This is a genomic window from Nocardioides sp. Z43_10, assembly GCF_059766615.1.
On record NZ_JCBAJY010000005.1, the window covers coordinates 136,947 to 162,121 of the forward strand.

Sequence of the window (25,175 nt, forward strand, 5' to 3'; positions counted from 1 at the left end):
CCCTAGGCGAGGGCGCCGACAGTGCGGTCGGCTAGCCTCGGCAGCGTGCCTCCTGAAGCCCCCAGCTCCGCTCCGCACCGCCCCCCGGGAACCCTGCGGATCGGCACCATCGCGGGCAGCGACGTCCTGGTCTCCTCCTCGTGGTTCCTGATCGCCGGCCTGATCGCGGTGGTGATGGCGCCCGCCATCGAGCAGGCACAGCCCGGCCTCGGCGCCTGGAAGTACGTCGCCGGAGCGACCTTCGCCGTGGTCCTCTACGGATCGGTGCTCCTGCACGAGGCCTCCCACGCGCTGATGGCGCGCCGCCAGGGCTTCGCCGTACGCGCCATCACCCTGCACTTCCTGGGCGGCGCGACCGAGATCCAGGGCGAGTCGCGCACACCGCGCCAGGAGTTCCTGATCGCCGTCGTCGGCCCACTCACCTCGATCGCGATCGGGCTGCTCGCCCTCGCCGCGGTGCCGGTGACCCCGGACGGGCTGCTGCGCCTGGTGCTGCAGGGGCTGATCGTCGCCAACCTGCTGGTGGGCGTGCTCAACCTGGTTCCCGGCCTGCCCCTGGACGGGGGGCGCGTGCTCAAGGCGGCCGTGTGGCAGCTGACCGGCGACATGCACCGGGGCACGGTCGCCGCCGGATGGGGCGGGCGCCTCGCCGCGCTCGCGGTGCTGCTGTGGCCCGCCGCGCAGCCGGCCGTGCTGGGTCGCGACCCCGACGTCTTCGACTACGTGATCGCGTTCGTGATCGCGCTCTTCCTGTGGACCGGGGCGACCGCGTCGATCGCCTCCGCCCGGATGCGGGCACGGCTGCCGCAGCTGGTGGCCCGCGACATCGCCCGCCGTACGGTCACCGTGCCCGACGACCTCTCGGTGGCCGAGGCGGTACGCCGCGCGCAGGAGGCGCAGGCGGGCAGCGTCGTGACCGTCGCCGGCACGGACACGCCGGTGGGGATCCTCAGCGAGGCGGCCCTGCTCGCGACCCCCGAGGAGCGGCGTCCCTGGCTGCCGGTCTCCAGCATCTCGCGCAGCCTCGAGGCCGGGCTCACCCTGCCCGCCGGGCTGTCGGGGGAGCAGCTGGTGGTCGCCCTGGGGCGCACCCCGGCGTCGGAGTACCTCGTCGTCGACGACGACGGTCGGTTGTTCGGCGTGCTCAGCACCGCCGACGTCGATAGGGCGTTCCGCAGCACCCGCCGATAGTCTTCCGCGCATGCTCGAGGACACCCCGGACCCCCAGACGACGGACCAGGAGGCTCCCGACCAGGAGGCCCCGGACCAGCGCGCGCCGCACGAGAACGCTCCCTGGGAGGACGTCGCCCCCGAGGCCTGGTCGGGGGTGCACCGCGGTCCGCTGCGCGAGGGCGAGTGGGTGCGCCTGGTCGACCAGAAGGGCCGGCGCCACAACATTCGCCTGGAGGCCGGCAAGAGCTTCCACACCAACCGCGGCGGGATGGCGCACGACGACCTGATCGGGCGCGACGAGGGGTTCACCATCACCTCGACGGCCGGCGGCCAGTACCTCGTGTTCCGCCCGCTGCTCTCGGAGTTCGTGGTCTCGATGCCCCGCGGCGCGGCGGTCGTCTACCCCAAGGACAGCGCCCAGATCGTGGCGATGGCCGACATCTTCCCCGGCGCCCACGTCGTCGAGGCCGGCGTCGGCTCCGGCGCGCTCACCTGCTCCCTGCTGCGTGCCGTCGGCCCGCACGGGCGGGTCACCTCCTACGAGCGCCGCGAGGAGTTCGCCGACGTGGCCCGGCGCAACGTCACCCAGTTCTTCGGCGGCGACCACCCGGCGTGGAGCCTCGAGCTCGGCGACCTGGCCGAGGCGCTGCCGGCCTCCGGCGCCCGCGTCGACCGGATCATCCTCGACATGCTCGCGCCCTGGGAGTGCGTCGACGCGGTCGCCGGCGCCCTGGTGCCCGGCGGCATCGTGTGCGCCTACGTGGCGACCACCACGCAGCTGAGCCGGATCGTGGAGACGCTGCGCGCCCACGGCGGCTTCACCGAGCCGCAGGCCTGGGAGTCGCTGGTGCGCGACTGGCACGTCGAGGGGCTGGCCGTGCGGCCGGGACACAAGATGATCGGCCACACGGCGTTCCTGGTCACCGCGCGGCGGATGTCGGCCGGCCAGAGCGCCCCGGTCAAGCGTCGACGCCCCGCTCCCGGCGCCTACGGCGTCGACTACAGCGGTCCCCGCCCGGCCGACCTGCCCCCGCAGGTGGTCGAGGAGCCCTCCTGGGACTGACGCCGCGCGCGTCCCTTCCGTTCCTGGAGGACAGCGGTAGGGTCGCTGGAACACACAGGAGGTGACGCTCATGTCGGCATCGGACAGTGCTTCCAACTTCGGTCGCGGCCGCGAGGAGCTCCTCAGCCAGGTGCGGTTCCTGGAGGCGGAGGTCACCGACCTGCGCCGGCGCCTCGCTGACGGCCCCGCTCACTCACGGGGCATCGAGCTCCGGCTCGCCGACACGCAGCGCTCGCTGGCGGCGGTCACCAGCCAGAACGAGCGGCTGGCCCACACGCTGCGCGAGGCCCGCGACCAGATCCTCAAGCTCAAGGAGGAGGTCGACCGGCTGGCGCAGCCGCCGGCTGGCTTCGGCACCTTCCTGGCCCGCAACGACGACGACTCCGTGGACGTGTTCACCGGCGGGCGCAAGCTGCGGGTCAACGTCAGCCCCTCGGTCGAGCTCGACGAGCTGCGCCGCGGCCAGGAGGTGATGCTCAACGAGGCGCTGAACGTGGTCGCCGCCTTCGACTTCGAGCAGGTCGGCGAGGTGGTGATGCTCAAGGAGCTGATGGCCGACGGCGACCGGGTGCTGGTCATCGCCAACGCCGACGAGGAGCGCGTGGTGCGCCTCGCCGAGCCGCTGCGCACCGAGACGCTGCGCGCCGGCGACTCGCTGCTGCTCGACGCCCGCGCCGGCTACGTCTACGAGAAGGTGCCCAAGTCCGAGGTCGAGGAGCTCGTCCTGGAGGAGGTCCCCGACATCGACTACTCGCGCATCGGCGGGCTGGTCGCTCAGATCGACCAGATCCGCGACGCGGTGGAGCTGCCCTACCTGCACCCCGAGCTGTTCCTCGAGCACGAGCTCAAGCCGCCCAAGGGCGTCCTGCTCTACGGGCCGCCCGGCTGCGGGAAGACGCTGATCGCCAAGGCGGTGGCCAACTCGCTGGCCAAGAAGGTCGCCGCCCGCACCGGGCAGGAGGGGAAGTCCTACTTCCTCAACATCAAGGGCCCCGAGCTGCTCAACAAGTACGTCGGGGAGACCGAGCGCCACATCCGGCTGGTCTTCCAGCGGGCCCGGGAGAAGGCCAGCATGGGCACCCCGGTGATCGTCTTCTTCGACGAGATGGACTCGCTGTTCCGCACCCGCGGATCGGGCGTCTCCTCCGACGTCGAGAACACCATCGTGCCGCAGCTGCTCAGCGAGATCGACGGCGTCGAGGCGCTGGAGAACGTGCTGGTCATCGGCGCCTCCAACCGCGAGGACATGATCGATCCGGCGATCCTGCGGCCCGGGCGGCTGGACGTGAAGATCAAGATCGAGCGTCCCGACGCGGAGTCGGCACGCGACATCTTCAGCAAGTACCTGACCTCCCACCTGCCGCTGCACACCGACGACCTCGCCGAGTTCGGCGGCGACCGCGAGGCGTGCACGGCCGGGATGATCCAGGCCACCGTCGAGCGGATGTACACCGAGACCGAGGAGAACCGCTTCCTCGAGGTCACCTACGCCAACGGCGACAAGGAGGTCCTGTACTTCAAGGACTTCAACTCCGGGGCGATGATCCAGAACATCGTGGACCGCGCGAAGAAGATGGCGATCAAGGACCTGCTCGAGCACCAGCAGAAGGGCCTGCGCGTCCAGCACATGCTCCAGGCCTGCGTCGACGAGTTCAAGGAGAACGAGGACCTGCCCAACACCACCAACCCCGACGACTGGGCGCGGATCTCGGGCAAGAAGGGCGAGCGGATCGTCTTCATCCGCACGCTCATCACCGGCAAGCAGGGCACCGAGCCCGGCCGGTCCATCGACACCGTCTCCAACACCGGCCAGTACCTCTGAGCCGCGGTCAGTCGGCCGGGCGCACCGCCCGGCCGACCGACCCGAACGTCCACGGCCGCAGCAGCGCCTGGCCCGGTAGGTAGAGCTGCTCCAGGTCGACGACGTCGAAACCCGCCTCGCCCAGCAGGGCCGGGACGTCGCGGGTCAGGTGGCAGCCGGCGAAGGCCCGCCGCTGGAACGGTTCGAGCCGGCGCTGCCAGCCGCGCACGGCGTCGTCGGGCGCCTGCCCGTGCTCGAGGAAGTGCAGCGCACCGCCCGGCGCCAGCACCCGGCGCACCTCGGCCAGCGCACGCAGCGGGTCGGGGATCGTGCACAGCGTGAACGTCGAGAGCGCGCTGTCGCAGGACCCGGTCTGCTCGGTGAGCGACTGGCCGTCCAGTCCGGAGCGCTGCACGGACACGCCGCTGGCGGCGCGCCGCGACGCCGAGCGGCGCCACCCCAGGTGCGAGGGATCGACGGCCGCGACCTCGCTCACCGCCTCGGGCAGCCAGGCCAGGTTCAACCCCGACCCGAAGCCCAGCTCCAGGACCCGGCCGCGCAGCCCCCGGCACACCCGCCGGCGCCAGGTCGCCACCTCGTCGCCGCTGAGCGAGGCGTCGGTCAGCCGGGGCACCACGTGGTCGGTCCAGGCACCCATCCGGCGCTCCTCGGTGAGTCGTTGTTGAGCCATCCCCACGGTAGTTCGTTTGCCCCGTGGCAGACACGGGTAGGTCGCCCACGGATGCCGCGGGCTACCGGCGGCCGGGAGGAGGCTGGACTCGTGCTCAAGATCCTGGCGATCGTCCTCGTCGTGCTCGCGATGCTCTACGTCACCAAGATGGTGATGAGCCGTCGGTAGGCTCTGTCCATGAGCGTGCGCCGCGTCATGGGAACCGAGGTCGAGTACGGCATCTCCGTGCCGGGTCAGCCCAGCGCCAACCCGATGGTCGCCTCCTCGCAGGTCGTCAACGCCTATGCGTCGGCCACCGTCAAGGCCCGTCGGGCGCGGTGGGACTTCGAGGAGGAGTCGCCGCTGCGCGACGCCCGCGGCTTCGACCTGTCGAGGGCCGCCGCCGACGCCTCGCAGCTCACCGACGAGGACCTCGGCCTGGCCAACGTGATCCTGACCAACGGGGCCCGGCTCTACGTCGACCACGCGCACCCGGAGTACTCGACCCCCGAGGTCACCACCCCGCTCGACGTGGTGCGCTGGGACAAGGCCGGCGAGCTGGTGATGCTCGATGCGGCGCGGCGCGCGGGGCAGCTGCCGAACGGCTCGCCGATCGTGCTCTACAAGAACAACACCGACAACAAGGGCGCCTCCTACGGCACCCACGAGAACTACCTGATGCGGCGCGCCACGCGCTTCGCCGACATCGTGCGCCACCTGACGCCGTTCTTCGTCAGCCGCCAGGTGGTCACCGGCGCCGGGCGGGTCGGGATCGGGCAGGACGGCCGCGAGCACGGCTTCCAGATCAGCCAGCGCGCCGACTACTTCGAGGTCGAGGTCGGGCTGGAGACCACCCTGAAGCGGCCGATCATCAACACCCGCGACGAGCCGCACGCCGACCCCGAGAAGTACCGGCGCCTGCACGTCATCATCGGCGACGCCAACCTGGCCGAGATCTCGACGTACCTCAAGGTGGGCACCACGTCGCTGGTGCTGGCGATGATCGAGGACGGCTTCATCGACCGCGATCTCAGCGTCGAGCGGCCCGTCGCGGCGCTGCGCGCGGTCTCCCACGACCCGACGCTGCGCCACCTGGTGCGCCTGAACGACGGCCGCACGCTGACCGCGGTCCAGCTGCAGATGGAGTACCTCGACCTGGCCCGCAAGTACGTCGAGGACCGCTACGGCGACCAGGTCGACGCGCAGACCGCCGACGTGCTGGCCCGCTGGGAGTCGGTGCTGACCCGCCTCGAGCAGGACCCGATGCTGTGCGCCGGGGAGCTGGACTGGGTGGCCAAGCTCAAGCTGCTCCAGCAGTACCGCGACCGCGACGGGCTCGACTGGGACGACGCCAAGCTGCACCTCATCGACCTGCAGTACGCCGACATCCGCCCGGAGAAGGGCCTGTACCAGCGTCTGGTCCGCGCCGGGCGCATCGAGCGGCTGCTCGGGGACGCCGAGGTCGTCGAGGCCATGCACGAGCCGCCGCACGACACCCGGGCCTTCTTCCGCGGGCGCTGCCTGGAGAAGTACGCCGCGCACGTGGCCGCCGCCTCCTGGGACTCGGTCATCTTCGACCTGCCCGGTCGCGAGTCGCTGCAGCGGATCCCGACCGTCGACCCGCTGCGCGGCACCCGGGCGCACGTCGGGGAGCTCCTCGACCGCTGTGAGAACGCCCAGCAGCTGATCTCGGCGCTGACGCGCTGAGTCACCGACCCCCAAAGCTCACCGACCCTGGATAGGGTCGGTGGCGACCCCTCACCAAGGAGGACCCCGTGGCCCAGGAGCACAAGCAGCCCCGCAAGTCGACCGAGAGCGAGGCGAAGGCCGAGGAGGCCGTCGAGAGCGACGTCGCCGAGCGCAAGGAGGCCCTCGACGACGACGTGGACGCCATCCTCGACGAGATCGACGACGTCCTGGAGACCAACGCCGAGGACTTCGTGAAGTCGTTCATCCAGAAGGGCGGCGAGTGAGCTCAGTGAGCGACAGCCCCCGCCTCCCCGCGGCCTACCTGATGCCCGGGACGTCCTCGTTCTCGGACTTCCTCGCCGACCAGGCACCCGACCTGCTGCCCTCGCGTCGCGCCGTACCTCAGGGCAACGCGGGCGACCTCGCGCCCCACGGCACCACGATCGTCGCGGCCACCTTCCCCGGCGGGGTGCTGATGGCCGGTGACCGGCGGGCCACGATGGGCAACATCATCGCCCAGCGCGACATCCAGAAGGTGTTCCCCACCGACGAGTACTCCTGCGTCGGCATCGCCGGCACCGCCGGGCTCGCGGTGGAGATGGTGCGCCTGTTCCAGACCGAGCTCGAGCACTACGAGAAGATCGAGGGCACCACGCTGTCGATGGACGGCAAGTCCAACCGGCTGGCGGCGTTGATCCGCTCCAACCTCGGGATGGCCATGCAGGGCCTGGCGGTGGTGCCGCTGTTCGCGGGCTACGACCTGCACACCGAGCAGGGGCGGATCTTCAGCTACGACGTCACCGGCGGACGCTACGAGGAGACCGCGTTCCACTCGGTGGGGTCGGGCTCGCTGTTCGCCCGCGGGTCGCTGAAGAAGCTCTACCGCGACGACCTCACCGCCGAGGAGTGCGTCACGGCCGCCCTCCAGGCTCTCTACGACGCCGCCGACGACGACTCCGCCACCGGTGGGCCCGACATCGCGCGGCGGATCTTCCCCGTGGTGCACGTGGTGACCGCCGACGGGGGCCGCCGGCTGCCCGACGACGAGGTGGCGACCATCGCCGACCGCGTGATCGCCGGGCGGATGAACCGCCCCGATGGCCCCTCCGCGGGCCTGGTCTGAGAGGGAGCCACCATGAGCATGCCGTTCTACGTCTCGCCCGAGCAGATGATGAAGGACCGCGCCGACTTCGCCCGCAAGGGCATCGCGCGCGGCCGGTCGGTGGTCTGCGTGCAGTACGCCGACGGGGTCCTGTTCGTCTCCGAGAACCCCTCCGAGGCGCTGCACAAGGTCTCCGAGATCTACGACCGGATCGCCTTCGCCGCGGTCGGGCGCTACAACGAGTTCGAGAACCTGCGCATCGCCGGGGTCCGGCTGGCCGACATGCGCGGCTACGCCTACGACCGGGGCGACGTGACCGGGCGGGGCCTGGCCAACGCCTACGCCCAGACGCTGGGCACGATCTTCTCCAGCGGGGGCGAGAAGCCCTACGAGGTCGAGCTGTTCGTCGCCGAGATCGGTCACGCGCCGGCCGAGGACCAGATCTACCGGCTCACCTACGACGGGCAGGTCGCCGACGAGCACGGGTACGCGGTGATGGGCGGCGCCGCCGACGTGGTCGCGGGCCACCTCAAGGAGCACTACCGCGAGGGCGGCTCGTTGCAGGACGCCGTGCGGCTCGCGGTGGCGGCGCTGGGGCACTCGGAGTCCAACGACCGGGTGATCCCGATCGAGGACCTCGAGGTGGCCGTGCTCGATCGGACCCGCAGCCAGCCGCGCAAGTTCGCCCGGCTGCGTCCCGCGCGGGTCGTCGAGCTGCTCGGCGAGCGCGGCGCCGTCTCGCCCTCCGAGGCCGGCGACGACACGCCGGCCACGGGCGGTGCCGACACCCCGGCCACGGGCGGGCCGGACACGCCGGTGGCGCCCCCGGTGGCCCCCGAGATCGACCCGGGTGACCCGCTGTCGTGACCGAGCTGCCGCCGGCCCGGCCCGACTGGGTGCCGGTGGGGGAGGACCGCGTCGCCTACGACGGCTTCGTCCGGGTCCTGCACCGCCGGCTGCGTCTCCCCGACGGGCGCGAGGCGCTGTGGGACATCGTCGACACGCCGGCCACCGTCGCCGTGCTGGCGCTCACCCCCGACGACCACGTGGTGATGGTGCGCCAGTACCGGCCGGGCCCCGCCCGCCAGGTCCTCTCCCTGCCCGGCGGCATCGTCGACCCCGGCGAGGACCCCGCGAGCGCCGCCGCCCGGGAGCTGCGCGAGGAGACCGGCTACGGCTGCGAGCGCGTCGAGGTGGTCGCCTCCACGATGTCCGGCAACGGGACGGGGCCCCGCTACGCCGCGATCGCGCGGGGCTGCGTCGCGTCGTACGACCAGCGCCTCGACGAGTTCGAGGACTGCGAGCCCGTCCTGCTCGACCTGCCCACCCTGCGCGCCGAGCTGCGCGCCGGCCGTCTCGGCGTCACCGAGCAGACCTACCTGGCCCTGGACCACGCCGGCCTCCTCTGACCCCTCGCACGCTCCGCCTCGCAGGCTCGGCCCGCCTCGCAGGCTCGGCCCGCCGTTTGGTCCCCAACGGATGACTTTCGGCGTCTCCTGATGCCGTTTGTGACCAATCGGCGTGTGTACGAAGCCGCCCGGCGGCCGTGGGCGGCTCGACGTGAGGATCGTTATCCACAGGGTGGGGGTTGGGGGTGTCGGTGGGTGCGGGTGAGACCGATGCTCGCCTGTATGAACGAGGAACCAGCAGCCGACATCGGGGCGGTCCGCGGCGACATCCGGGCGGTCGGCTACCGCCGGGTGGGACATGGCCTGTACCTGCCGGTGCTGCCCGGGGCCGGGCCCGAGGAGGAGACGATCCGCGAGCTGCACGCGTGGCGGTTGGTACTGCCCCAGGGCGCCGTCTTCACCCACCTCACCGCCGCGCGGCTGCTGGGCTGGAGCCTGCCGCGGCTGCCCGAGCGTGTCCCGGTCTTCGCGGCCGTGCAGCACGATGACCCGCGCCCTCGGCGCCCCGCGCTCGTGTGCTCTCGGCTGGCCCGCGCCGCCGAGGTCCAGGAGCATCGAGGGGTCCCGATCGACACGGTCGAGGAGATCCTGCTGCGCGCCGCCCGGGACCTGTCCCTGCTGGACCTCGTCGTCCTCGTGGACGCCGCCCTGCACGCCGGACACACCACCCCCGAGCGACTGCTGGCACTGTGCAACGCGGCGCCGCGTCCCGGCGTACGTCGACTGCGCCGTGCGGTGCGCTTGTCCGACGCCCGCTCGGAGTCGGCGTGGGAGACGCTCCTGCGGATCTTCCACGTCCTGGTCCGGATCGCCGTCGAGCCGCAGTTCGAGGTGTTCGACGACGACGGCCTGTTCGTCGCGCGCGCGGACCTGCTGGTCGTCGGCACCTGGTTCCTCCATGAGTACGACGGGGGTGTGCACCGCACGCCTGAGGTGCAGGCGGCCGACCTGCGCCGCGAACGTCGCCTCAGCGGCACGCCGTACCGCCGTCGCGCCTTCACCGCCGACGAGCTCCTCAACCGGCCCTCGAGCGTGCTCCAGGAGATCGACCACGCCCTCGGGCGAAAGCACCTGCCCGCCCGGGTCCAGCCCTGGCGGCGGCTGGTGGGGGAGTCCTGCTGGTCGCCGGCGGGCAGGGCTCGCCTGGAGAACCGCTGGCGGAAGGTCAACGGGGTCCCCGATTGGGCACAGACGGCATGACTGGAGCCGGATTTCGCGCCGTTGGGGACCAAACGGCAGCCACCGACGCAGGAGGACGCGGGCGATGTACGCCGCGTGCTAGGTGAGGGGGCCTAGGGTGGCGAAATGGACCGCCGCATCTTCGGTATCGAGAACGAGTACGGGGTCACGTGCACGTTCCGGGGGCAGAGACGCCTTTCGCCGGACGAGGTTGCCCGCTACCTGTTCCGCAAGGTGGTGAGCTGGGGGCGCAGCAGCAACGTGTTCCTGCGCAACGGGGCCCGGCTCTACCTCGACGTGGGCAGCCACCCGGAGTACGCCACGCCCGAGTGCGACGACATCATCGAGCTGGTCACCCACGACAAGGCCGGCGAGCGCGTCCTCGAGGGGCTGCTGCTCGACGCTGAGCAGCGCCTGCACGACGAGGGCATCGCCGGTGACATCTACCTGTTCAAGAACAACACCGACTCCGCCGGCAACTCCTACGGCTGCCACGAGAACTACCTCGTGGGTCGGGCCGGCGAGTTCAGCCGGCTGGCCGACGTCCTGATCCCGTTCCTGGTGACCCGCCAGATCATGGTGGGGGCCGGCAAGATCACCCAGACGCCCCGCGGGGCGACATACTCGGTCTCCCAGCGCGCCGAGCACATCTGGGAGGGCGTCTCCAGCGCGACGACCCGCAGCCGGCCGATCATCAACACCCGCGACGAGCCGCACGCCGACGCCGAGAAGTACCGCCGCCTGCACGTGATCGTCGGCGACTCGAACATGAGCGAGACCACCACGATGCTCAAGCTCGCCAGCTGCGACCTGGTGCTGCGGATGATCGAGGAGGGCGTGGTGATGCGCGACCTCACCATGGAGAACCCGATCCGGGCGATCCGCGAGATCTCGCACGACCCGAGCGGGCGCCGCAAGATCCGCCTCGCGAACGGGCGCGAGGCCAGCGCGCTGGAGATCCAGGGGGAGTACCTGGCCAAGGCCCGCGACTTCGTCGACCGCCGCGAGCTCAGCACACCGGTCATCGAGCGGGCGCTGGACCTGTGGGAGCGCACCCTGAAGGCCGTGGACTCCGACGACCTGGGCCTCGTCGACACCGAGATCGACTGGGTCATCAAGTGGAAGCTGATCGAGCAGTACCGCGCCAAGCACAACCTCGCGCTGGGCCACGCCCGGATCGCCCAGATCGATCTGGCCTACCACGACATCCACCGTGATCGCGGGCTGTACTACCTGCTCGAGAAGCGAGGCAAGGTCGCCCGGGTGACCAGCGACCTGCGCGTCTTCGAGGCCAAGTCGGTGCCGCCGCAGACCACGCGGGCTCGGCTGCGCGGCGAGTTCATCAAGCACGCCCAGGAGCGACGCCGCGACTTCACCGTGGACTGGGTCCACCTCAAGCTCAACGACCAAGCCCAGCGCACCGTGCTGTGCAAGGACCCGTTCAAGGCCTACGACGAGCGGGTGCAGCGCCTGATCGACGGGATGTGAGCCGCCGGCCCCGTCCGTTACGGGGCGCCGGATAAGGTGACGACGCCGTTCGCGGCTGACCCGAACCCCGTTTGTCTGGAAGGTAGTCCCCACGTGCGTCGTCGTCCCGGTCGTCTGCTGGCTGTCCCGCTCGCGCTGAGCCTGGCCCTCGGCCTCGCCTCCTGCGGCGAGGAGGAGGAGCCCGGCGCAGCGCTGGACACCGTCAAGGTCTCCGACGACTTCGGCACCGCCCCCGAGGTCACCTGGGACGGTCGCCTGGAGGCCGAGAAGCTCGAGTCGGAGGTCCTCGTCGAGGGCAAGGGCGCGAAGCTGGGCGAGGGCGACGGCGTCTTCGCGCACCTTTGGCTGGGCAACGGCTACACCTCCAAGCAGACGCTGAGCACCTGGGACTCGCAGGTGCCGACCATCCTCTCGATCTCCGACAACCTGCCCGCCTTCCTGCTGGAGGCCCTCGAGGGCCGCAGCATCGGCTCGCGGATCGTCGTCGCCGCGCCGCCCAAGGACGCCTACGGTGAGCAGGGCAACGCCTCGCTCGGCCTGGGCAACGGCGACAGCGTCCTGGTCGTCGTCGACCTCGTCGACCCGGTGCTCTCCGCCCCCGAGGGCGCCGCGCAGAAGGCCCCGGCGACCATGCCGAAGGTGGTCGAGGCCGAGGGCTCGGTCACCGACCTCGACTTCGCCGGCCTCAAGCGGCCCTCCTCGCAGCTGCAGGCCACGACGCTGGTCGCCGGCACCGGCGAGAAGGTCAAGAAGGGCGACGTGATCGCCGTCGACTACTTCGGCAAGGTCTTCGGCGGCAAGAAGCCCTTCGACGAGACCTACACCCGCGAGCCGTACGCCGCCCCGATCGGCGAGGGCGGGTTCGTCAAGGGCTGGGACCTCAAGCTGGTGGGCGTCCCGGTCGGCAGCCGGGTGCTGCTCGCGGTCCCGCCGAAGTTCGGGTACGGCGCCAAGGGCCGCGGCGACATCAAGGGCACCGACACGATGTACTTCGTGGTCGACATCCTGGGCACCACCGACAAGACGGCGGCCCCGGCGGCCCCCGAGGACCCCGCGTCCTCCCCGGCCACGCCCCCCGAGCAGAACGACGACTCCACGCAGTAGTCTCCGCGTCGCCCCGCTGGTCGACAGCGGGGCGACACCACACGCAGGGAAGGGAAGCCGCCATGGCGACGGCGAAGTCGGAGCGGTTGCTCAACCTGCTGATCATGCTGCTGGTCCAGCGCCACTACGTGCCCAAGGATCGGATCCGGGCGATCCTCTACCCCGACGCGAGCACCGACGCCTTCGAGAAGATGTTCGAGCGCGACAAGGAGGAGCTGCGCAGCCTCGGGGTCCCGATCGAGGTGGGCAGCCTGGACGCGTTCTTCGAGGAGCCGGGCTACCGGATCCGTCCCGACGCGTTCGCCCTGCCCGAGATCCGCTTCGAGGCCGACGAGGCCGCGGTGATCGGTCTGGCCACCCGGGTGTGGGAGCACGCCCGCCTCGCCGAGGCCACCTCCGAGGCCCTGAAGAAGCTCGCGGCCGCGGGGCTGCCGGTCGACATCACCGCCCTGGACATCGTGGAGCCGCGGCTGAGCGCCGACGAGCCCGCCTTCGACGCCTTCTGGGAGGCCACCCAGGAGCGCATCCCGGTCTCCTTCGCCTACCGCCGGGCCGGGGCCACCGAGGCCACCACCCGCCATCTCCAGCCGTGGGGGGTGGTCCGCTCCTCGGGGCGCTGGTACGCCGTGGGCCTCGACACCGACCGTGGCGAGGAGCGGGTCTTCCGGCTCTCCCGGGTGGTCGGTCGCGTGCTGCACGACGGACCGCCCCGCTCGTACGCCGTACCGGCCGGCACCGACGTCGGCGCCCTGACCCGTCGCCTGGCGCCCGCCCCGGTCGCCGAGCACGCGGTGGTGCTGGTGCGCGCCGACGCCGGTCACGCCCTGCGCCGGCACGCGATCAGCATCACCCCGGGCGTCGAGGGCCCCGACACCCGCTCGACCTGGGACGAGGTCGTCCTGGGCCAGTCCGGCCCCGACATCGCCGACGAGCTGCTCAGCCACGGCCCCGACGTGTACGTCGTGTCCCCGCCGCGGCTGCGCGAGGAGGTGGTCGCCCGGCTCTCCGCGGTCGTGGCGCGCCAGGTCCCCGGAGGTGCCGCATGAGCCAGCCTCCCGTGCAGCCCAACGCCCGCGAGCAGGTGGCCCGGCTGCTGACGCTCGTGCCCTACCTGCACGCCCACGACGAGGTCCGCCTGGAGGAGGCCGCCGCGGCTCTCGGGGTGGAGCCCGCACAGCTGGTGCGCGACCTCAAGGTACTGCTGATGTGCGGCCTGCCCGGCGGCTATCCCGACGACCTGATCGACGTGGACCTCGACGCGCTGGAGGGCCCGGAGGGCGACGGGGTGATCCGGGTGTTCAACGCCGACTACCTGGCCCGTCCGCTGCGCCTGACCACCACCGAGGCCACCGCGCTGATCGTGGCCCTGCGCGCGCTGCGCAACGGGGCCGGAGACGACACCCGGGTGATCGTGGACCGGGCGCTGGCCAAGCTCGAGGCCGCGACCGCCCAGGGCAGCGCCGCCGCGCTGATCGACCCGGGCAGCGACCCCGCCGAGGCCGAGCTGACCCGGCTCAGGGCCGCCCTGGAGGACGCCGTCGCCCGGGGCCGCCAGGTCCGGCTGACCTACTACGTGCCGGCGCGCGACGAGGAGTCCGAGCGCACCGTGGACCCCCGCGGGGTGCTCAGCGCGCACGGGCACTCCTACCTCGACGCCTGGTGCCACAGCGCCGAGGCGCCGCGGCTGTTCCGGCTCGACCGGGTGCACCACGCATCCGTCCTCGACACACCGGTCCGCACCGCCACCCAGGCGCCGCGTGACCTGTCCGCGGGGCTGTTCCAGCCGGCCGCCGGCACCACCCCGGTGACGCTGCGCCTGGCTCCGGCGGCGCGCTGGGTTCCGGAGTACTACCCGGTCGAGGCGGTGCGCCCCCAGGACGACGGGTCGCTGGAGATCGACCTGCTCGTGGCCGACCACCGGTGGCTGCGCCGGCTGCTGCTGCGGCTGGCCCCGCACGCGCGGGTGGTGACCCCCGCCGAGCTCAGCGACGACTTCCTGGAGCAGGGCCGACAGGCCCTCGGGCTGTACAGCTCGGGCGCGTAGGATGATCACTACCCGCAGCACTCCTAGGTGAGGACGCCATGACCACCCCCCTGATCTCCGCCCCCGGCCCGACCGAGCTGATCCTGATCGTCCTGGTCATCGTCCTGCTCTTCGGCGCGAAGAAGCTCCCCGAGCTCGCCCGCGGCACCGGTCGCGCCCTGCGCATCTTCAAGGCCGAGACCAAGGGGCTGATGGACGACGACGAGCTCTCCGACGATGACCGCCCGACCGGCGAGCTGCCGGCCTCGCAGCGCCGGCAGACCCCGCCCCCTGCCGTCACCGACCCGCAGCCGTCGGACGCCCGTCCCGACACCCAGAACCTCTGAGCACCCGTCCGCGGACGGCGTCGAGCTGAGCCACGCCCGTGTCTGTCACCGGTCTCGTCCAGCTCTTCGCGGGCAAGCCGCGCCATCCCGTCGGCCCCGACGGCCGGATGGCACTCTCGGATCACCTGCGTGAGCTGCGCGCCCGGCTGCTGAAGATCGCGGTCTTCCTGGTCTGCGGCCTGGTCGTGTCGCTGTTCTTCTTCGACCCCATCTTCGACCTCGTGCTGACCCCCTACGAGCGGGCCAGCGCGGCGCTGGGGGAGGACGTCGACACCGAGGCCACCATCGGCGGCGTGGGTGGTCCGCTGATGCTGCAGCTGAAGCTGTGCGGGGTGGTCAGCCTGGTCGCCACCAGTCCGCTGTGGCTCTACCAGATCTGGGCGTTCATCCTGCCCGGGCTGCACCGCCACGAGCGCAAGTGGAGCCGGGTCTTCGCCGCCGTCGCCGGTCCGCTGTTCCTGATCGGCGTGGCGGTGGGCTACTGGACCCTGCCCAAGGGCCTGGAGGTGCTGATCGGGTTCACCCAGGACTCGCTGGTCAACCTGGTCGACTTCGGTGACTACCTCAGCTTCTTCACCCGCACGCTGCTGGTCTTCGGCATCGCCTTCGAGATCCCGGTCTTCGTGATCCTGCTCAACCTGGTCGGGGTGCTGCCCGGTCGCGCCCTGGGCACCTACCGGCCGTGGATCGTGATCGGCACGTTCGTCTTCGCCGCCGTGGCGACCCCCTCCACCGACCCGTTCTCGATGCTGTTCCTGGCCCTGCCGATGCTGGGGCTCTTCGTCCTCTCCGAGATCATCGTGCGGATCCTGGACCGGCGGCGCGGGCGCCGCAACACGCTGGCCACGGTCGGCGACGACGAGCTGTCGGCCCTGTGACGGGCGCCCTCCCCGAGGAGGTCGACCCGTTCGACCTGCCCGACTGGCTCGGCGTCGGCGACGTCACCTGGAGCACCGAGGTGGGGGTGCGCACCGCCGGGCACCTGGTCTCGGGGCGGCTCACCGGCGTCGAGGACGACCGGGCCTGCGACCTGCCGTGCGACCTGCTGGCCGTGGACGAGGCCTACCCGGCCCCGGTGGCCGCCGACGACGTGCGGCGTCGTACCCACCAGGCCTGGCGGCACGGCCAGGTGTACCTGGTGGAGCGGGAGGGCCGGCTCACGCTCGCGCTGCCCGGGTCCGACCTCGACGCCGACCGTGCCCTCGACGCGATCAGCCGGCTGGCCCGCGCCGTCGGCGCCTCGCCGGAGCGCTACGCCGTGCTGCTGCGGATCGGCACCTCCTCGCCGCGGCGTCCAGGGGCCGCCGGATAGTCTCGCCTGCGTGGCCGTGCAAACGCGAGAGATCGCACTCCTGACGAACCCGGCCGCGGGCCGGGGGCGCGGGCGCCGGCTCCGCGACGCCGCGCTCGACCGGCTGCGCAGCTCCGGGCTCGCGGTGCGCGACCTGCAGGGCCGTGACGCCGACGAGGCCCTCGACCTGGCCCGGGGCTGCGTCAGCGACGGCGTGGAGGCGCTGGTCGTCTGCGGCGGCGACGGGCTGGTGCACGTCGGGGTGCAGGCGGTCGCCGGGACGCCGGTGGCGCTGGGCATCATCCCGGCCGGCTCGGGCAACGACGCGGCGCGCGCGCTGGGGATCGCCACCGGCGACCCGTCCGCAGCGGTGGACCGGGTGATCGCCTCGCGCACCCGCCAGGTCGACCTCGCCCGGTGCGGCACGCGCTACTTCCTCACCGTGCTCGCCGCCGGCTTCGACGCGGTGGTCAACGAACGGGCCAACTCGATGACCTGGCCGCAGGGCCAGATGCGCTACAACCTCGCCACGCTCGCCGAGCTGCGCACCTTCCGGCCGCTGTCCTACAGCCTGGACCTCGACGGCGCGGCCCGCCGGGTCGACGCGATGCTGGTCTCGGTCGGCAACGGTCCGTCGTTCGGCGGTGGGCTGCGCATCGCCGAGGGCGCCTTGCTCGATGACGGCATGCTCGATGTCGTGATCATCAAGCCGGTCAGCAAGGTCGAGCTGGTCCGCACCTACCCGAGGCTGTTCCGGGGTACCCACGTCACGCACCCGCGCTACGAGCACCACCGGGTGCGGCAGGTGACCGTGGCCGCCCCGGGGATCGTCGCCTACGCCGACGGCGAGCGCTTCGGTCCCCTTCCCCTGACGATCGAGTGCGCGCCCGGCGCGCTGAAAGTGCTGGCATGACTGACGACAAGACCGCCGCGGAGCGCTACGCCGACTTCCGCGTCTGGCAGCGCCACCCGGTGCTGCGCGAGTTCACCGGGCTGTACGACTTCGAGCTCGACGACTACCAGCTGCGCGCCTGCCGCGAGGTCGAGGACGGGCGCGGGGTGCTGGTCGCCGCGCCCACCGGCTCGGGCAAGACCATCGTCGGCGAGTTCGCGATCCACCTCGCGCTGCAGACCGGACGCAAGGCCTTCTACACCACCCCGATCAAGGCGCTGTCGAACCAGAAGTACTCCGACCTGGTCAAGCGCTACGGCGCCGACCAGGTCGGGCTGCTCACCGGCGACAACAGCGTCAACGGCGAGGCGCCGATCGTGGTGATGACCACCGAGGTGCTGCGCAACATGCTGTACGCCAGCTCCCGGACGCTGAGCGGTCTGGGCTTCGTGGTGATGGACGAGGTGCACTACCTCGCCGACCGGATGCGCGGGGCGGTGTGGGAGGAGGTCATCATCCACCTGCCCGAGTCGGTCGCGCTGATCTCGCTGTCGGCGACGGTCTCCAACGCCGAGGAGTTCGGCGAGTGGCTCGAGACCGTGCGCGGGGACACCACCACGATCGTGGAGGAGAAGCGCCCGGTCCCGCTCTACCAGCACGTGATGCTCGGGCGGCGGCTGCTGGACCTGTTCGCCGACTCCGACGTCGACGCCAAGGCCGGCTTCGTGAAGGAGGGCGCGCCGGTCAACAACGAGCTGGTCAAGATCGCCCGCGACGAGTGGGCCGCGACCCGGATCAAGGACCGGCGCTCGCCGCGCGGACGCAGCAACGCCCGCGGCCGCGACGACAAGTCCGGCGGGGGGCGCCCGATCGGCAACGGACGACGGGTGTGGATCCCCAGCCGGGTCGACGTCGTTGAGCGCCTGGAGCGCGACGGGCTGCTGCCGGCGATCAACTTCATCTTCAGCCGGGTCGGCTGCGACGCGGCCGTCACCCAGTGCCTCAACGCCAACCTGCGGCTGACCACGCCCGAGGAGCGCGACACGATCTACGCGTTCGTCGAGGCCAAGTGCGCCCACCTGCCGCGCGAGGACCTGCAGGTGCTCGGCTACCACGAGTTCCTCGACGCGCTGACGCGCGGCATCGCGGCCCACCACGCCGGGATGCTGCCCACGTTCAAGGAGTGCGTCGAGGAGCTCTTCCAGCAGGGGCTGTGCCGCATCGTCTTCGCCACCGAGACGCTCGCGCTGGGCATCAACATGCCCGCGCGCACCGTGGTCATCGAGAAGCTCAGCAAGTGGAACGGCGAGACGCACGCCGACCTCTCGCCGGGGGAGTACACCCAGCTCACCGGGCGCGCCGGGCGCCGCGGCCTGGACGTCGAGGGCCACGGCGTCGTGCTGTGGCAGCCGGGGATGAACCCGCGCGAGCTGGCCGGCCTGGCCTCCACCCGCACCTATCCGCTGAAGTCGTCGTTCCGCCCGTCGTACAACATGGCCGTCAACCTCGTGCACCAGTTCGGCCGGGAGCGCGCCCGCAGCCTGCTCGAGTCCTCGTTCGCGCAGTTCCAGGCCGACCGGGCCGTGGTCGGGATGGCCCGCCAGCTGCGCAAGAGCGAGGAGGCGCTGGACGGCTACCGCGAGGCCGCCACCTGCCACCTGGGCGACTTCATGGAGTACGCCGGGCTGCGCCGTGCCATCAACGACGCCGAGAAGGGGGCCGCGCGGGCCCGCCGGCTGGATCGTCGCGAGGAGGCACTGACCTCGCTGAGCAAGCTGCGCCCCGGCGACGTCATCGCGGTGCCGACCGGCAAGTACGCCGGGTACGCCGTGGTCATCGACCCCGGCCTGACCGGCGAGGAGCCGCGCCCCTACGTGGTCACCAGCGACCGCCAGGCGCGCCGGCTGGCGATGGTCGACTTCCCCACCCCGGTGCAGGCGCTCTCGCGGGTGCGGGTGCCGCGCAACTTCAACGCGCGCAACCCGCAGATGCGCCGCGACCTGGCCGCCACCCTGCGCTCGGCCACGCACGGGCTGGACCCGCAGCCGCCGCGCAGCAGGTCGGCGCGCGGCGACACCCTGGCCGTGACCCGCCAGGACGCGGAGATCGAGCGGTTGCGCGCCGAGCTGCGCGCGCACCCGTGCCACGAGTGCCCCGAGCGCGAGGACCACGCACGCTGGGCCGAGCGCTGGTTCAAGCTCGACCGTGACGCCAACACCCTGCGGCGCCGCGTGGAGCAGCGCACCAACACCGTGGCCCGGCAGTTCGACCGGGTCTGCGAGGTGCTGACCGCGCTGGACTACCTCGAGGGCGACACCGTCACCGAGCGGGGCCGGCACCTGCAGCGGATCTACAACGACATGGACCTCGTCGCCGCCGAGGCGCTGCGCCAGGGGACGTGGGAGGGGCTGGACGGCTCCGGGCTGGCCGCCGCCCTCTCGGTCCTGGTCTACGAGACCCGGCGCGCCGACGACTCCGCCACGCCGCGGGTGCCCGGCGGCGCCATCCAGGACGCGATCGCCCAGACCGTGCACCTGTGGGCCGGCCTCGACGCACTGGAGAAGCAGCACCGGCTGGACTACCTGCGCGAGCCCGACCTCGGCTTCGCCTGGGCCGCGTACCGGTGGGCCGAGGGCGACGAGCTCGACGACGTGCTCACCGCCACCGGGCTGGCCGCCGGCGACTTCGTCCGGTGGGTCAAGCAGCTGCTCGACCTGGCCGGCCAGGTCGCCGACGCCGCCGGCGACGACGCCGCGCTGCGCAGCACCGCACGCGAGACGGTCAAGCGGCTGCGCCGCGGCGTGGTCGCCTACTCAGCCCTGGCCGACTAACCCAACCCGGCGCAACCCCGCGCCGAGTCGGCGTGAACTCGCGCAAAATCCGTGCCGAGTCGGCGTGAACTCGCGCGGAATCTGCGCCGAGTCGGCGTGAGCTCGCTCAGCCGGCGACGGCCCGAGCGATCGCGTCGTCGATGCTCAGGTCCCCGGAGACGAGCTCCCACTGGTGCCCGGCGGTGGCGGGGCTGTCCAGGGCAGCGGCGACGACGGCGGCGACGTCCGCGCGCGGGACGCTGCCCCGCTCGACGCGCTCGGCGAGAGTGACGCGTCCGGTGCCGGGCTCGTCCACGAGGGCGCCGGGCCGGATGATCGTCCACTCCAGCGGGCTCTCGCGCAGCGCCGCGTCGGCGTCGCGCTTCGCCTCGACGTACGCCCGCCAGACCGGGGCGGTGTCCTCGGGGATCGGCTCGTCGACGCCGATCGCCGAGACCTGGACCAGGCGACCGATGCCGGCCTTGTGGGCGCCCTCGATCGACTTGAGCGAGCCCTCGAGGTCGACCGTGCGCTTGCGCTCGATGTTCCCGTCGGGTCCGCCGCCGGCGGCGAAGACCACCGCGTCGCAGCCCGAGAACGCCTCGGCGAACGCCGTGGCGTCGTCGCGCTCGATGTCGAGGATGCGCACCTGCGCGCCGAGCGCCTCGAGCTCGGGGCGGTACTCCTCCTTGCGGACCAGCGCCACCGGCGTGTGACCGGCGGCGACGAGGAGGGGGTGGAGGTGGAGGGCCACCTGGCCGTGGCCGCCGACGATCGCGATGTGAGTCATGGCCTCCAACGTACGCGCCGGGCAAGCACCGCCCCGGTCAGCGGCGAGAGCGAGAGCTCAGCCTTGTAGCGCCTCCACCAGGCGTACGGCGGAGCTGCCGAGCCCCCACCGCTCGTCGAGCGCGACGACGCGGTCGGGGTCGCGAGGGGTGCGGGGCAGGGTCAGGTCGGGGCCGGCGAGGTCGAGGTCACGCACCACCGCGACCACCTGGGGCGCGACCGCGAGGTAGTCGGCGGCAGCCTTGATCTTGCCCCGCGGCCCCGGGCCCATCTCACTGGCCGGGTCGTGCGCGGCCGCCACGATCGCGTCGATGTCCCCGAAGCGCCCCAGCAGGGTGGCGGCGGTCTTGTCGCCCACGCCGGCGACCCCGGGCAGGCCGTCGGAGGAGTCACCGCGCAGCGTCGCGAAGTCGGCGTACTGCCGGGCGTGGACGCCGTACTTGGCCCAGACCCAGTCGTCGGTCACCCGCTCGTGCTTGCCGACCCCGCGCGCGGTGTAGAGCACCCGCACCTGAGCCTCGTCGTCGACGAGCTGGAAGAGGTCCCGGTCGCCGGTGACGATGTCCACGGGCATGCCCGCGCCCGTCGCCAGGGTGCCGATGACGTCGTCGGCCTCGTGCTCGTCGGCGCCGACCACGGCCAGGCCGAAGGCGTCGAGGACCTCCAGGATCACCGGGATCTGCACCTGCAGCGGATCGGGGACCTCCTCCACGTCGGGGTCGCCGGGCACCTCCTCGACCACCCGATGCGCCTTGTAGGTCGGCAGCAGGTCGACGCGCCACTGAGGGCGCCAGTCGTTGTCCCAGCAGCAGGCCAGGTGGGTGGGCTGGTACTCGGTGACGAGGCGGGCGATGAAGTCCATCAGCCCGCGCACCGCGTTCACCGGCGTCCCGTCCGGCGCCTTGATCGTGTCGGGCATCCCGAAGAAGGCACGGAAGTACAGGCTCGCGGTGTCGAGCAGCATCAGCCGCTGCGGGGACTCAGTCATGGCCGAAGCCTAGGCGTGCGCTCCGACGCTCGCAGCCTCGCGGCGGCCCACGGTGGCCACCCACCGGTGGACCCCGGTGCCGAGGGGGCCAAGTGCCGCTAGTGTGCGAGCGTGGAAGAGACCGACCGGCAGATCCTGACATTGCTGGCAACCGACGGCCGGATGTCCTACACCGACCTCGGGAAGGCCACCGGCCTGTCCACGTCCGCGGTGCACCAGCGCGTGAAGCGCCTCGAGCAGCGTGGCCTGATCCTGGGCTACGGCGCGACGATCAACCACGCCGAGATCGGCCTGCCGCTGACGGCGTTCATCTCGATCCGGCCGATTGACCCCTCCCAGCCCGACGACTGCCCCGAGCGGCTGCTGGGGATCGAGGAGATCGAGTCGTGCTGGTCGGTGGCGGGGGAGGAGTCCTACATCCTCAAGATCCGCGTCGCCACGCCACTGGCCCTCGAGGACCTGCTGTCGCGGATCCGGTCGGCGGCCAACGTGGCCACCCGGACCACGATCGTGCTGTCCACGCCGTACGAGAACCGGTCCGTCCTCTGAGGCTCGGCCGCGTCTGTCCCGGCCTGGCTGTCGGTTTCCCCGGCCGACCGGGGAAGCCTGAACTGGGCGGGCGAAACTTCGCCTGACAAGTTCAGCGGTTGCCCTGTGGATCAGGCGATCCGCGACAGCGGGAACAGCATCGCCCGGAGTCGCTGCGCGGTCCGCTCGGGGTGCTCCAGGTCCCACCAGGTGATCCGGATGCAGCGCCAGCCGGTGACCTCGCAGAGCCGCTCCTCACGGCGCTTCTCACGGATCACCAGATTGGCGGCGCTCTCGCCGCCCGCCAGCGGCCCGGCGTACTTCACCGCCCCGTCGAACTCGAGGAAGACTCCGAGCTCCGGCCACGCGAAATCCACTCGCCCGACGATCTCGCCGTGCGCGTCACGCACCACGAACTGCGGCACGGGCGACGGCAGAGAGAAGCGTCGCAGCAGGTCCAAGGTGCGGCTCTCGCCCACGGACTCGACGCGCTCGTCACACAGCGCGAGCACGAGACCGGTGTGCAGGGTTTCAGGCCACCTCTCCATGGCGGCATAACGCTCCAGGAGATCCGCGCGGGTGGTGGCACCACTGTGCAGCAGCGAGTTGACCACCACGAGGCTCCGCTCGACGTCGGCCACCGTGGTGACCTCCAGGGCGGCCCGCGTGGCGGAGGTGCAGCGGATCCCGTCCCGCTCGACCACGTCCCCGTCCAGAATCCTGCCCCGGTGCTGGCGCACCCCGGCCTCGCGACGCCCGGTCCTCCCGTCGAGACGGGTCAGATGCACCTCCTGGAGCGGGAGATCCCAGGCGTCGCAGCCGTGGAAGGGCAGGCTGCTGGTGTGGGACAGCACCACCTGCGCGCGGGCCGTGCGGACGGCCGCGCGGCCCAGCAGCCCGTGTCGCTGCAACGGCGTCGCCTCGGTCCAGAACGGCGCGAGAGTGTAGGCGCCGTGACGCACGTGGATCCACGCCCCGGCCCGCACCTCCCGGGCGATGGCGCGGTCGTGGTAGCCCAGGGCGATCGCCTCGCGCCGCAGGAAGACGCCGTGCCGGCGACAGATTGCCTCGAGGGAGCTGTTCATCCCCCGACTGTCGCGCGTCGACGCTCACCTCACGACGCGGTGGTGCCGCCCTGTGGAGCACGGCGGGTGGCGAGGTCCCTGTGGACGCTCACCGGGCCGCCGGGCGTCGCCGTACCCAGCGATGGGCCCGTGCACCTGTCAATCACTGATGTTGTCGGGCGAAGTTTCGGCCGACAACATCAGCGTTCCCCGGCCGACCGGGGATTCCACCCCCCGAGAGCGCCGAGCCCAAGAACGGCCCCCTCAGCGAGCCTGCAGCTCAGCGGTACGCCGGGAGGCCTGGGCGGCGTCGGCGGCACGTACGGCGGTCTCGTCGCGCCGGCTGTGCTCGGCCCACCACGCCTGGCCCTCGGCGGGCAGGGTGTGGATCGGGTCGTAGTACTGGTAGGTCCGGGTGAGCGCCTCGTCGTCGAGGGACTCGATCGAGGTGCGGTAGTTCTTGGTCCACCCCGAGATCCCGCGGACGGTGTCGTACTCGGTGAGCTGGTGGACCCAGCGCTTGCCGACGAACGGCACGTCGCACACGATCCGCGGCGTCGCGAAGCCGGGCAGGTAGCCCATGATGTGGTGCTGGAGGCGCTGGGCTTCGGCGACCGAGACCCGCCAGTGCTCCGAGAACGGGATCATGTCGCACATGTAGAAGTAGTAGGGCATGATCTGCGCGCCGTCGAGGAGTCGGAAGCACAGGTCGAGCAGCGTGTGCGGGTCGGCGTTGACCCCGTCCAGCAGCACCCCCTGGTTGCGTACGTCGCGCACCCCGGCCTCGAGCATCGCCCGGCTCGCGTCCGCCACCAGCGGCGTGATCGAGTTGGCGTGGTTGGCGTGGGTGTGGATCGCCAGCGAGACCCCGCGGGCGTGGGCGGTGCGCGCCACCCGCTCGACCCCGGCGCGCACCTCGTCCTGCAGCCAGTGCTGGGGCAGACCCACCAGCGCCTTCGTGGCCAGGCGGATGTCGCGGATGTTGTCGATCTCCAGCAGCCGGGTCAGGAAGTCCTCCAGGCGCGGCCAGGGCATGTTGGCCACGTCGCCACCGGAGACGACGACGTCGCGGACCTGCGGCGAGCGGCGCAGGTACTCCATCATCGCGTCGAGTCGGTCCACCGGCTTGGCGGAGAACTTCAGCTTCTCGACCAGCGGGGTGGAGTTGCCCACCAGGTCCATCCGGGTGCAGTGCCCGCAGTACTGCGGGCAGGTGGGCAGCAGCTCGGCGAGCACCTTGGTGGGGTAGCGGTGGGTGAGCCCCTCGGCCACCCACATGTCGTGCTCGTGCAGGGAGTCGCGCGCGGCGTGCGGGTGCGAGGGCCAGTCGGTACGGCGGTCGGAGAACACCGGCAGCATGTAGTGGCGCACCGGGTCGGCGTACAGCGCCTCGGTGAGCGAGCCGGGCCCTGCAGGCACCGCGTGGGGCACCATCGTGTTCATCATCTGCGGCGGCACCAGCATCGACATCGTCGCGCGCTCGGCCTGGTCGCGCTCGAGGTCGGCGTAGAAGCGCTCGTCGACCAGGTCGCCCAGCAGCGCCCGCAGCTGGCGCACATTCTTGACGCAGTGCGCGCGCTGCCACTGCACCGAGGCCCACTCCTCGGCGGTGACGCCGCGCCAGCCCGGGAACCTGGTCCAGTCGGGCTCGACGAGCTCCACGCGCCGGTAGGGGTAGGGCTGGCCGTCGAGGGTCATGGTGGCTCCTGTGCGGTGGAGGGTTCGCCGGCGCTGTGGCCGGTTGTGTGGCGTACGCGACATCTGC

24 protein-coding genes are annotated in these 25,175 nt (G+C 71.9%); 19 read left to right on the plus strand and 5 right to left on the minus strand.

What is annotated here, in order from left to right:
• Positions 1-45: 45 nt before the first annotated feature.
• From AC6EI4_RS10950 to arc, 3 genes are all read left to right on the plus strand, one after another.
• Positions 46-1,191 carry a site-2 protease family protein gene (locus AC6EI4_RS10950; RefSeq protein ID WP_498422786.1) on the plus strand — a complete coding sequence of 382 codons (1,146 nt, stop codon included), beginning with the start codon at positions 46-48 and terminating at the stop codon, positions 1,189-1,191.
• A 136-nt stretch (positions 1,192-1,327) separates the two neighbouring features.
• Positions 1,328-2,236, plus strand: coding sequence for a tRNA (adenine-N1)-methyltransferase (locus AC6EI4_RS10955; protein ID WP_498423129.1), 909 nt, complete (start codon positions 1,328-1,330; stop codon positions 2,234-2,236).
• Between the two features lie 70 nt (positions 2,237-2,306).
• Positions 2,307-4,058 (plus strand): proteasome ATPase, encoded by a 1,752-nt coding sequence (gene arc, locus AC6EI4_RS10960; RefSeq protein WP_498422784.1) that lies wholly within the window; start codon positions 2,307-2,309, stop codon positions 4,056-4,058.
• Between the two features lie 7 nt (positions 4,059-4,065).
• On the opposite strand, the gene AC6EI4_RS10965 is transcribed toward arc, so the two are convergent.
• On the minus strand, positions 4,066-4,695 hold the full coding sequence (locus tag AC6EI4_RS10965) for a class I SAM-dependent methyltransferase (protein ID WP_498451457.1): 630 nt from the start codon (positions 4,693-4,695) through the stop codon (positions 4,066-4,068).
• Positions 4,696-4,905: 210 nt separating this feature from the next.
• Between AC6EI4_RS10965 and dop the strand changes: the two genes are divergently transcribed.
• The 15 genes from dop (at position 4,906) to AC6EI4_RS11040 (ending at position 20,062) form a co-directional block, all read left to right on the plus strand.
• Positions 4,906-6,414, plus strand: coding sequence for a depupylase/deamidase Dop (dop, locus tag AC6EI4_RS10970; protein WP_498422782.1), 1,509 nt, complete (start codon positions 4,906-4,908; stop codon positions 6,412-6,414).
• Between the two features lie 68 nt (positions 6,415-6,482).
• Positions 6,483-6,680: a ubiquitin-like protein Pup gene (locus AC6EI4_RS10975; RefSeq protein ID WP_498422780.1), complete on the plus strand. Its 198-nt coding sequence runs from the start codon at positions 6,483-6,485 to the stop codon at positions 6,678-6,680.
• Between the two features lie 41 nt (positions 6,681-6,721).
• Complete coding sequence (gene prcB / locus AC6EI4_RS10980) at positions 6,722-7,519, plus strand: proteasome subunit beta (RefSeq protein ID WP_498423128.1); 798 nt, start codon at positions 6,722-6,724, stop codon at positions 7,517-7,519.
• Between the two features lie 12 nt (positions 7,520-7,531).
• Positions 7,532-8,365: a proteasome subunit alpha gene (prcA, locus tag AC6EI4_RS10985; protein ID WP_498422779.1), complete on the plus strand. Its 834-nt coding sequence runs from the start codon at positions 7,532-7,534 to the stop codon at positions 8,363-8,365.
• Positions 8,362-8,907 (plus strand): NUDIX hydrolase, encoded by a 546-nt coding sequence (locus AC6EI4_RS10990; protein ID WP_498422777.1) that lies wholly within the window; start codon positions 8,362-8,364, stop codon positions 8,905-8,907. The genes prcA and AC6EI4_RS10990 overlap by 4 nt, the downstream gene beginning before the upstream one ends.
• A 222-nt stretch (positions 8,908-9,129) precedes the next feature.
• Positions 9,130-10,107 (plus strand): PDDEXK family nuclease, encoded by a 978-nt coding sequence (locus tag AC6EI4_RS10995; protein ID WP_498451458.1) that lies wholly within the window; start codon positions 9,130-9,132, stop codon positions 10,105-10,107.
• Positions 10,108-10,212: 105 nt separating this feature from the next.
• Positions 10,213-11,574 carry a Pup--protein ligase gene (gene pafA / locus AC6EI4_RS11000; protein WP_498422773.1) on the plus strand — a complete coding sequence of 454 codons (1,362 nt, stop codon included), beginning with the start codon at positions 10,213-10,215 and terminating at the stop codon, positions 11,572-11,574.
• 93 nt (positions 11,575-11,667) lie between these two features.
• On the plus strand, positions 11,668-12,678 hold the full coding sequence (locus AC6EI4_RS11005) for an FKBP-type peptidyl-prolyl cis-trans isomerase (RefSeq protein ID WP_498422770.1): 1,011 nt from the start codon (positions 11,668-11,670) through the stop codon (positions 12,676-12,678).
• A 62-nt stretch (positions 12,679-12,740) separates the two neighbouring features.
• Positions 12,741-13,724, plus strand: coding sequence for a helix-turn-helix transcriptional regulator (locus AC6EI4_RS11010; RefSeq protein ID WP_498422769.1), 984 nt, complete (start codon positions 12,741-12,743; stop codon positions 13,722-13,724).
• Positions 13,721-14,722 (plus strand): helix-turn-helix transcriptional regulator, encoded by a 1,002-nt coding sequence (locus AC6EI4_RS11015; protein ID WP_498422767.1) that lies wholly within the window; start codon positions 13,721-13,723, stop codon positions 14,720-14,722. Before AC6EI4_RS11010 ends, AC6EI4_RS11015 begins: the two co-directional genes overlap by 4 nt.
• A gap of 38 nt (positions 14,723-14,760) precedes the next feature.
• On the plus strand, positions 14,761-15,048 hold the full coding sequence (gene tatA / locus AC6EI4_RS11020; protein ID WP_498422766.1) for a Sec-independent protein translocase subunit TatA: 288 nt from the start codon (positions 14,761-14,763) through the stop codon (positions 15,046-15,048).
• Positions 15,049-15,086: 38 nt separating this feature from the next.
• Positions 15,087-15,926, plus strand: a complete 840-nt coding sequence (gene tatC / locus AC6EI4_RS11025) for a twin-arginine translocase subunit TatC (RefSeq protein WP_498422765.1) — start codon at positions 15,087-15,089, stop codon at positions 15,924-15,926.
• Positions 15,923-16,360 carry a hypothetical protein gene (locus tag AC6EI4_RS11030; RefSeq protein WP_498451459.1) on the plus strand — a complete coding sequence of 146 codons (438 nt, stop codon included), beginning with the start codon at positions 15,923-15,925 and terminating at the stop codon, positions 16,358-16,360. The genes tatC and AC6EI4_RS11030 overlap by 4 nt, the downstream gene beginning before the upstream one ends.
• A 10-nt stretch (positions 16,361-16,370) precedes the next feature.
• Complete coding sequence (locus tag AC6EI4_RS11035; RefSeq protein WP_498451460.1) at positions 16,371-17,252, plus strand: YegS/Rv2252/BmrU family lipid kinase; 882 nt, start codon at positions 16,371-16,373, stop codon at positions 17,250-17,252.
• Complete coding sequence (locus tag AC6EI4_RS11040; RefSeq protein WP_498451461.1) at positions 17,249-20,062, plus strand: DEAD/DEAH box helicase; 2,814 nt, start codon at positions 17,249-17,251, stop codon at positions 20,060-20,062. Before AC6EI4_RS11035 ends, AC6EI4_RS11040 begins: the two co-directional genes overlap by 4 nt.
• Before the next feature lie 106 nt (positions 20,063-20,168).
• Here the strand turns inward: AC6EI4_RS11040 and AC6EI4_RS11045 are convergent, their stop codons facing one another.
• Together AC6EI4_RS11045 and AC6EI4_RS11050 are read right to left on the minus strand one after the other, a co-directional pair.
• The gene (locus tag AC6EI4_RS11045; protein ID WP_498451462.1) at positions 20,169-20,831 is read right to left on the minus strand and encodes an SDR family oxidoreductase; all 663 of its coding nucleotides are present in this window, start codon (positions 20,829-20,831) and stop codon (positions 20,169-20,171) included.
• 57 nt (positions 20,832-20,888) lie between these two features.
• Entirely contained in the window at positions 20,889-21,818 is a 930-nt protein-coding gene (locus AC6EI4_RS11050) for a 5'-3' exonuclease (RefSeq protein WP_498451463.1), read from the minus strand.
• Between the two features lie 111 nt (positions 21,819-21,929).
• On the opposite strand from AC6EI4_RS11050, the gene AC6EI4_RS11055 reads away from it, so the two are divergent.
• A complete protein-coding gene (locus AC6EI4_RS11055; protein WP_498422756.1) occupies positions 21,930-22,367 on the plus strand; it encodes an Lrp/AsnC family transcriptional regulator in 438 nt (145 codons plus the stop codon).
• Positions 22,368-22,477: 110 nt separating this feature from the next.
• Here AC6EI4_RS11055 and AC6EI4_RS11060 read toward each other — a convergent pair whose 3' ends face one another.
• Both AC6EI4_RS11060 and AC6EI4_RS11065 read right to left on the minus strand, forming a co-directional pair.
• On the minus strand, positions 22,478-23,431 hold the full coding sequence (locus AC6EI4_RS11060; protein WP_498451464.1) for a type IV toxin-antitoxin system AbiEi family antitoxin domain-containing protein: 954 nt from the start codon (positions 23,429-23,431) through the stop codon (positions 22,478-22,480).
• Positions 23,432-23,674: 243 nt separating this feature from the next.
• Complete coding sequence (locus tag AC6EI4_RS11065; protein WP_498451465.1) at positions 23,675-25,108, minus strand: KamA family radical SAM protein; 1,434 nt, start codon at positions 25,106-25,108, stop codon at positions 23,675-23,677.
• Positions 25,109-25,175: the final 67 nt, after the last annotated feature.

What these genes read in the sequence shown, in the direction of transcription:
- arc (WP_498422784.1), top strand. Translation starts at nt 2,307, where the DNA reads ATGTCGGCATCGGACAGTGCTTCCAACTTCGGTCGCGGCCGCGAGGAG.
- AC6EI4_RS10965 (WP_498451457.1), bottom strand. Translation starts at nt 4,695, where the DNA reads ATGGGTGCCTGGACCGACCACGTGGTGCCCCGGCTGACCGACGCCTCG.
- dop (WP_498422782.1), top strand. Translation starts at nt 4,906, where the DNA reads ATGAGCGTGCGCCGCGTCATGGGAACCGAGGTCGAGTACGGCATCTCC.
- prcB (WP_498423128.1), top strand. Translation starts at nt 6,722, where the DNA reads ATGCCCGGGACGTCCTCGTTCTCGGACTTCCTCGCCGACCAGGCACCC.
- prcA (WP_498422779.1), top strand. Translation starts at nt 7,532, where the DNA reads ATGAGCATGCCGTTCTACGTCTCGCCCGAGCAGATGATGAAGGACCGC.
- AC6EI4_RS10995 (WP_498451458.1), top strand. Translation starts at nt 9,130, where the DNA reads ATGAACGAGGAACCAGCAGCCGACATCGGGGCGGTCCGCGGCGACATC.
- pafA (WP_498422773.1), top strand. Translation starts at nt 10,213, where the DNA reads ATGGACCGCCGCATCTTCGGTATCGAGAACGAGTACGGGGTCACGTGC.
- AC6EI4_RS11010 (WP_498422769.1), top strand. Translation starts at nt 12,741, where the DNA reads ATGGCGACGGCGAAGTCGGAGCGGTTGCTCAACCTGCTGATCATGCTG.
- AC6EI4_RS11015 (WP_498422767.1), top strand. Translation starts at nt 13,721, where the DNA reads ATGAGCCAGCCTCCCGTGCAGCCCAACGCCCGCGAGCAGGTGGCCCGG.
- tatA (WP_498422766.1), top strand. Translation starts at nt 14,761, where the DNA reads ATGACCACCCCCCTGATCTCCGCCCCCGGCCCGACCGAGCTGATCCTG.
- AC6EI4_RS11040 (WP_498451461.1), top strand. Translation starts at nt 17,249, where the DNA reads ATGACTGACGACAAGACCGCCGCGGAGCGCTACGCCGACTTCCGCGTC.
- AC6EI4_RS11045 (WP_498451462.1), bottom strand. Translation starts at nt 20,831, where the DNA reads ATGACTCACATCGCGATCGTCGGCGGCCACGGCCAGGTGGCCCTCCAC.
- AC6EI4_RS11050 (WP_498451463.1), bottom strand. Translation starts at nt 21,818, where the DNA reads ATGACTGAGTCCCCGCAGCGGCTGATGCTGCTCGACACCGCGAGCCTG.
- AC6EI4_RS11060 (WP_498451464.1), bottom strand. Translation starts at nt 23,431, where the DNA reads ATGAACAGCTCCCTCGAGGCAATCTGTCGCCGGCACGGCGTCTTCCTG.
- AC6EI4_RS11065 (WP_498451465.1), bottom strand. Translation starts at nt 25,108, where the DNA reads ATGACCCTCGACGGCCAGCCCTACCCCTACCGGCGCGTGGAGCTCGTC.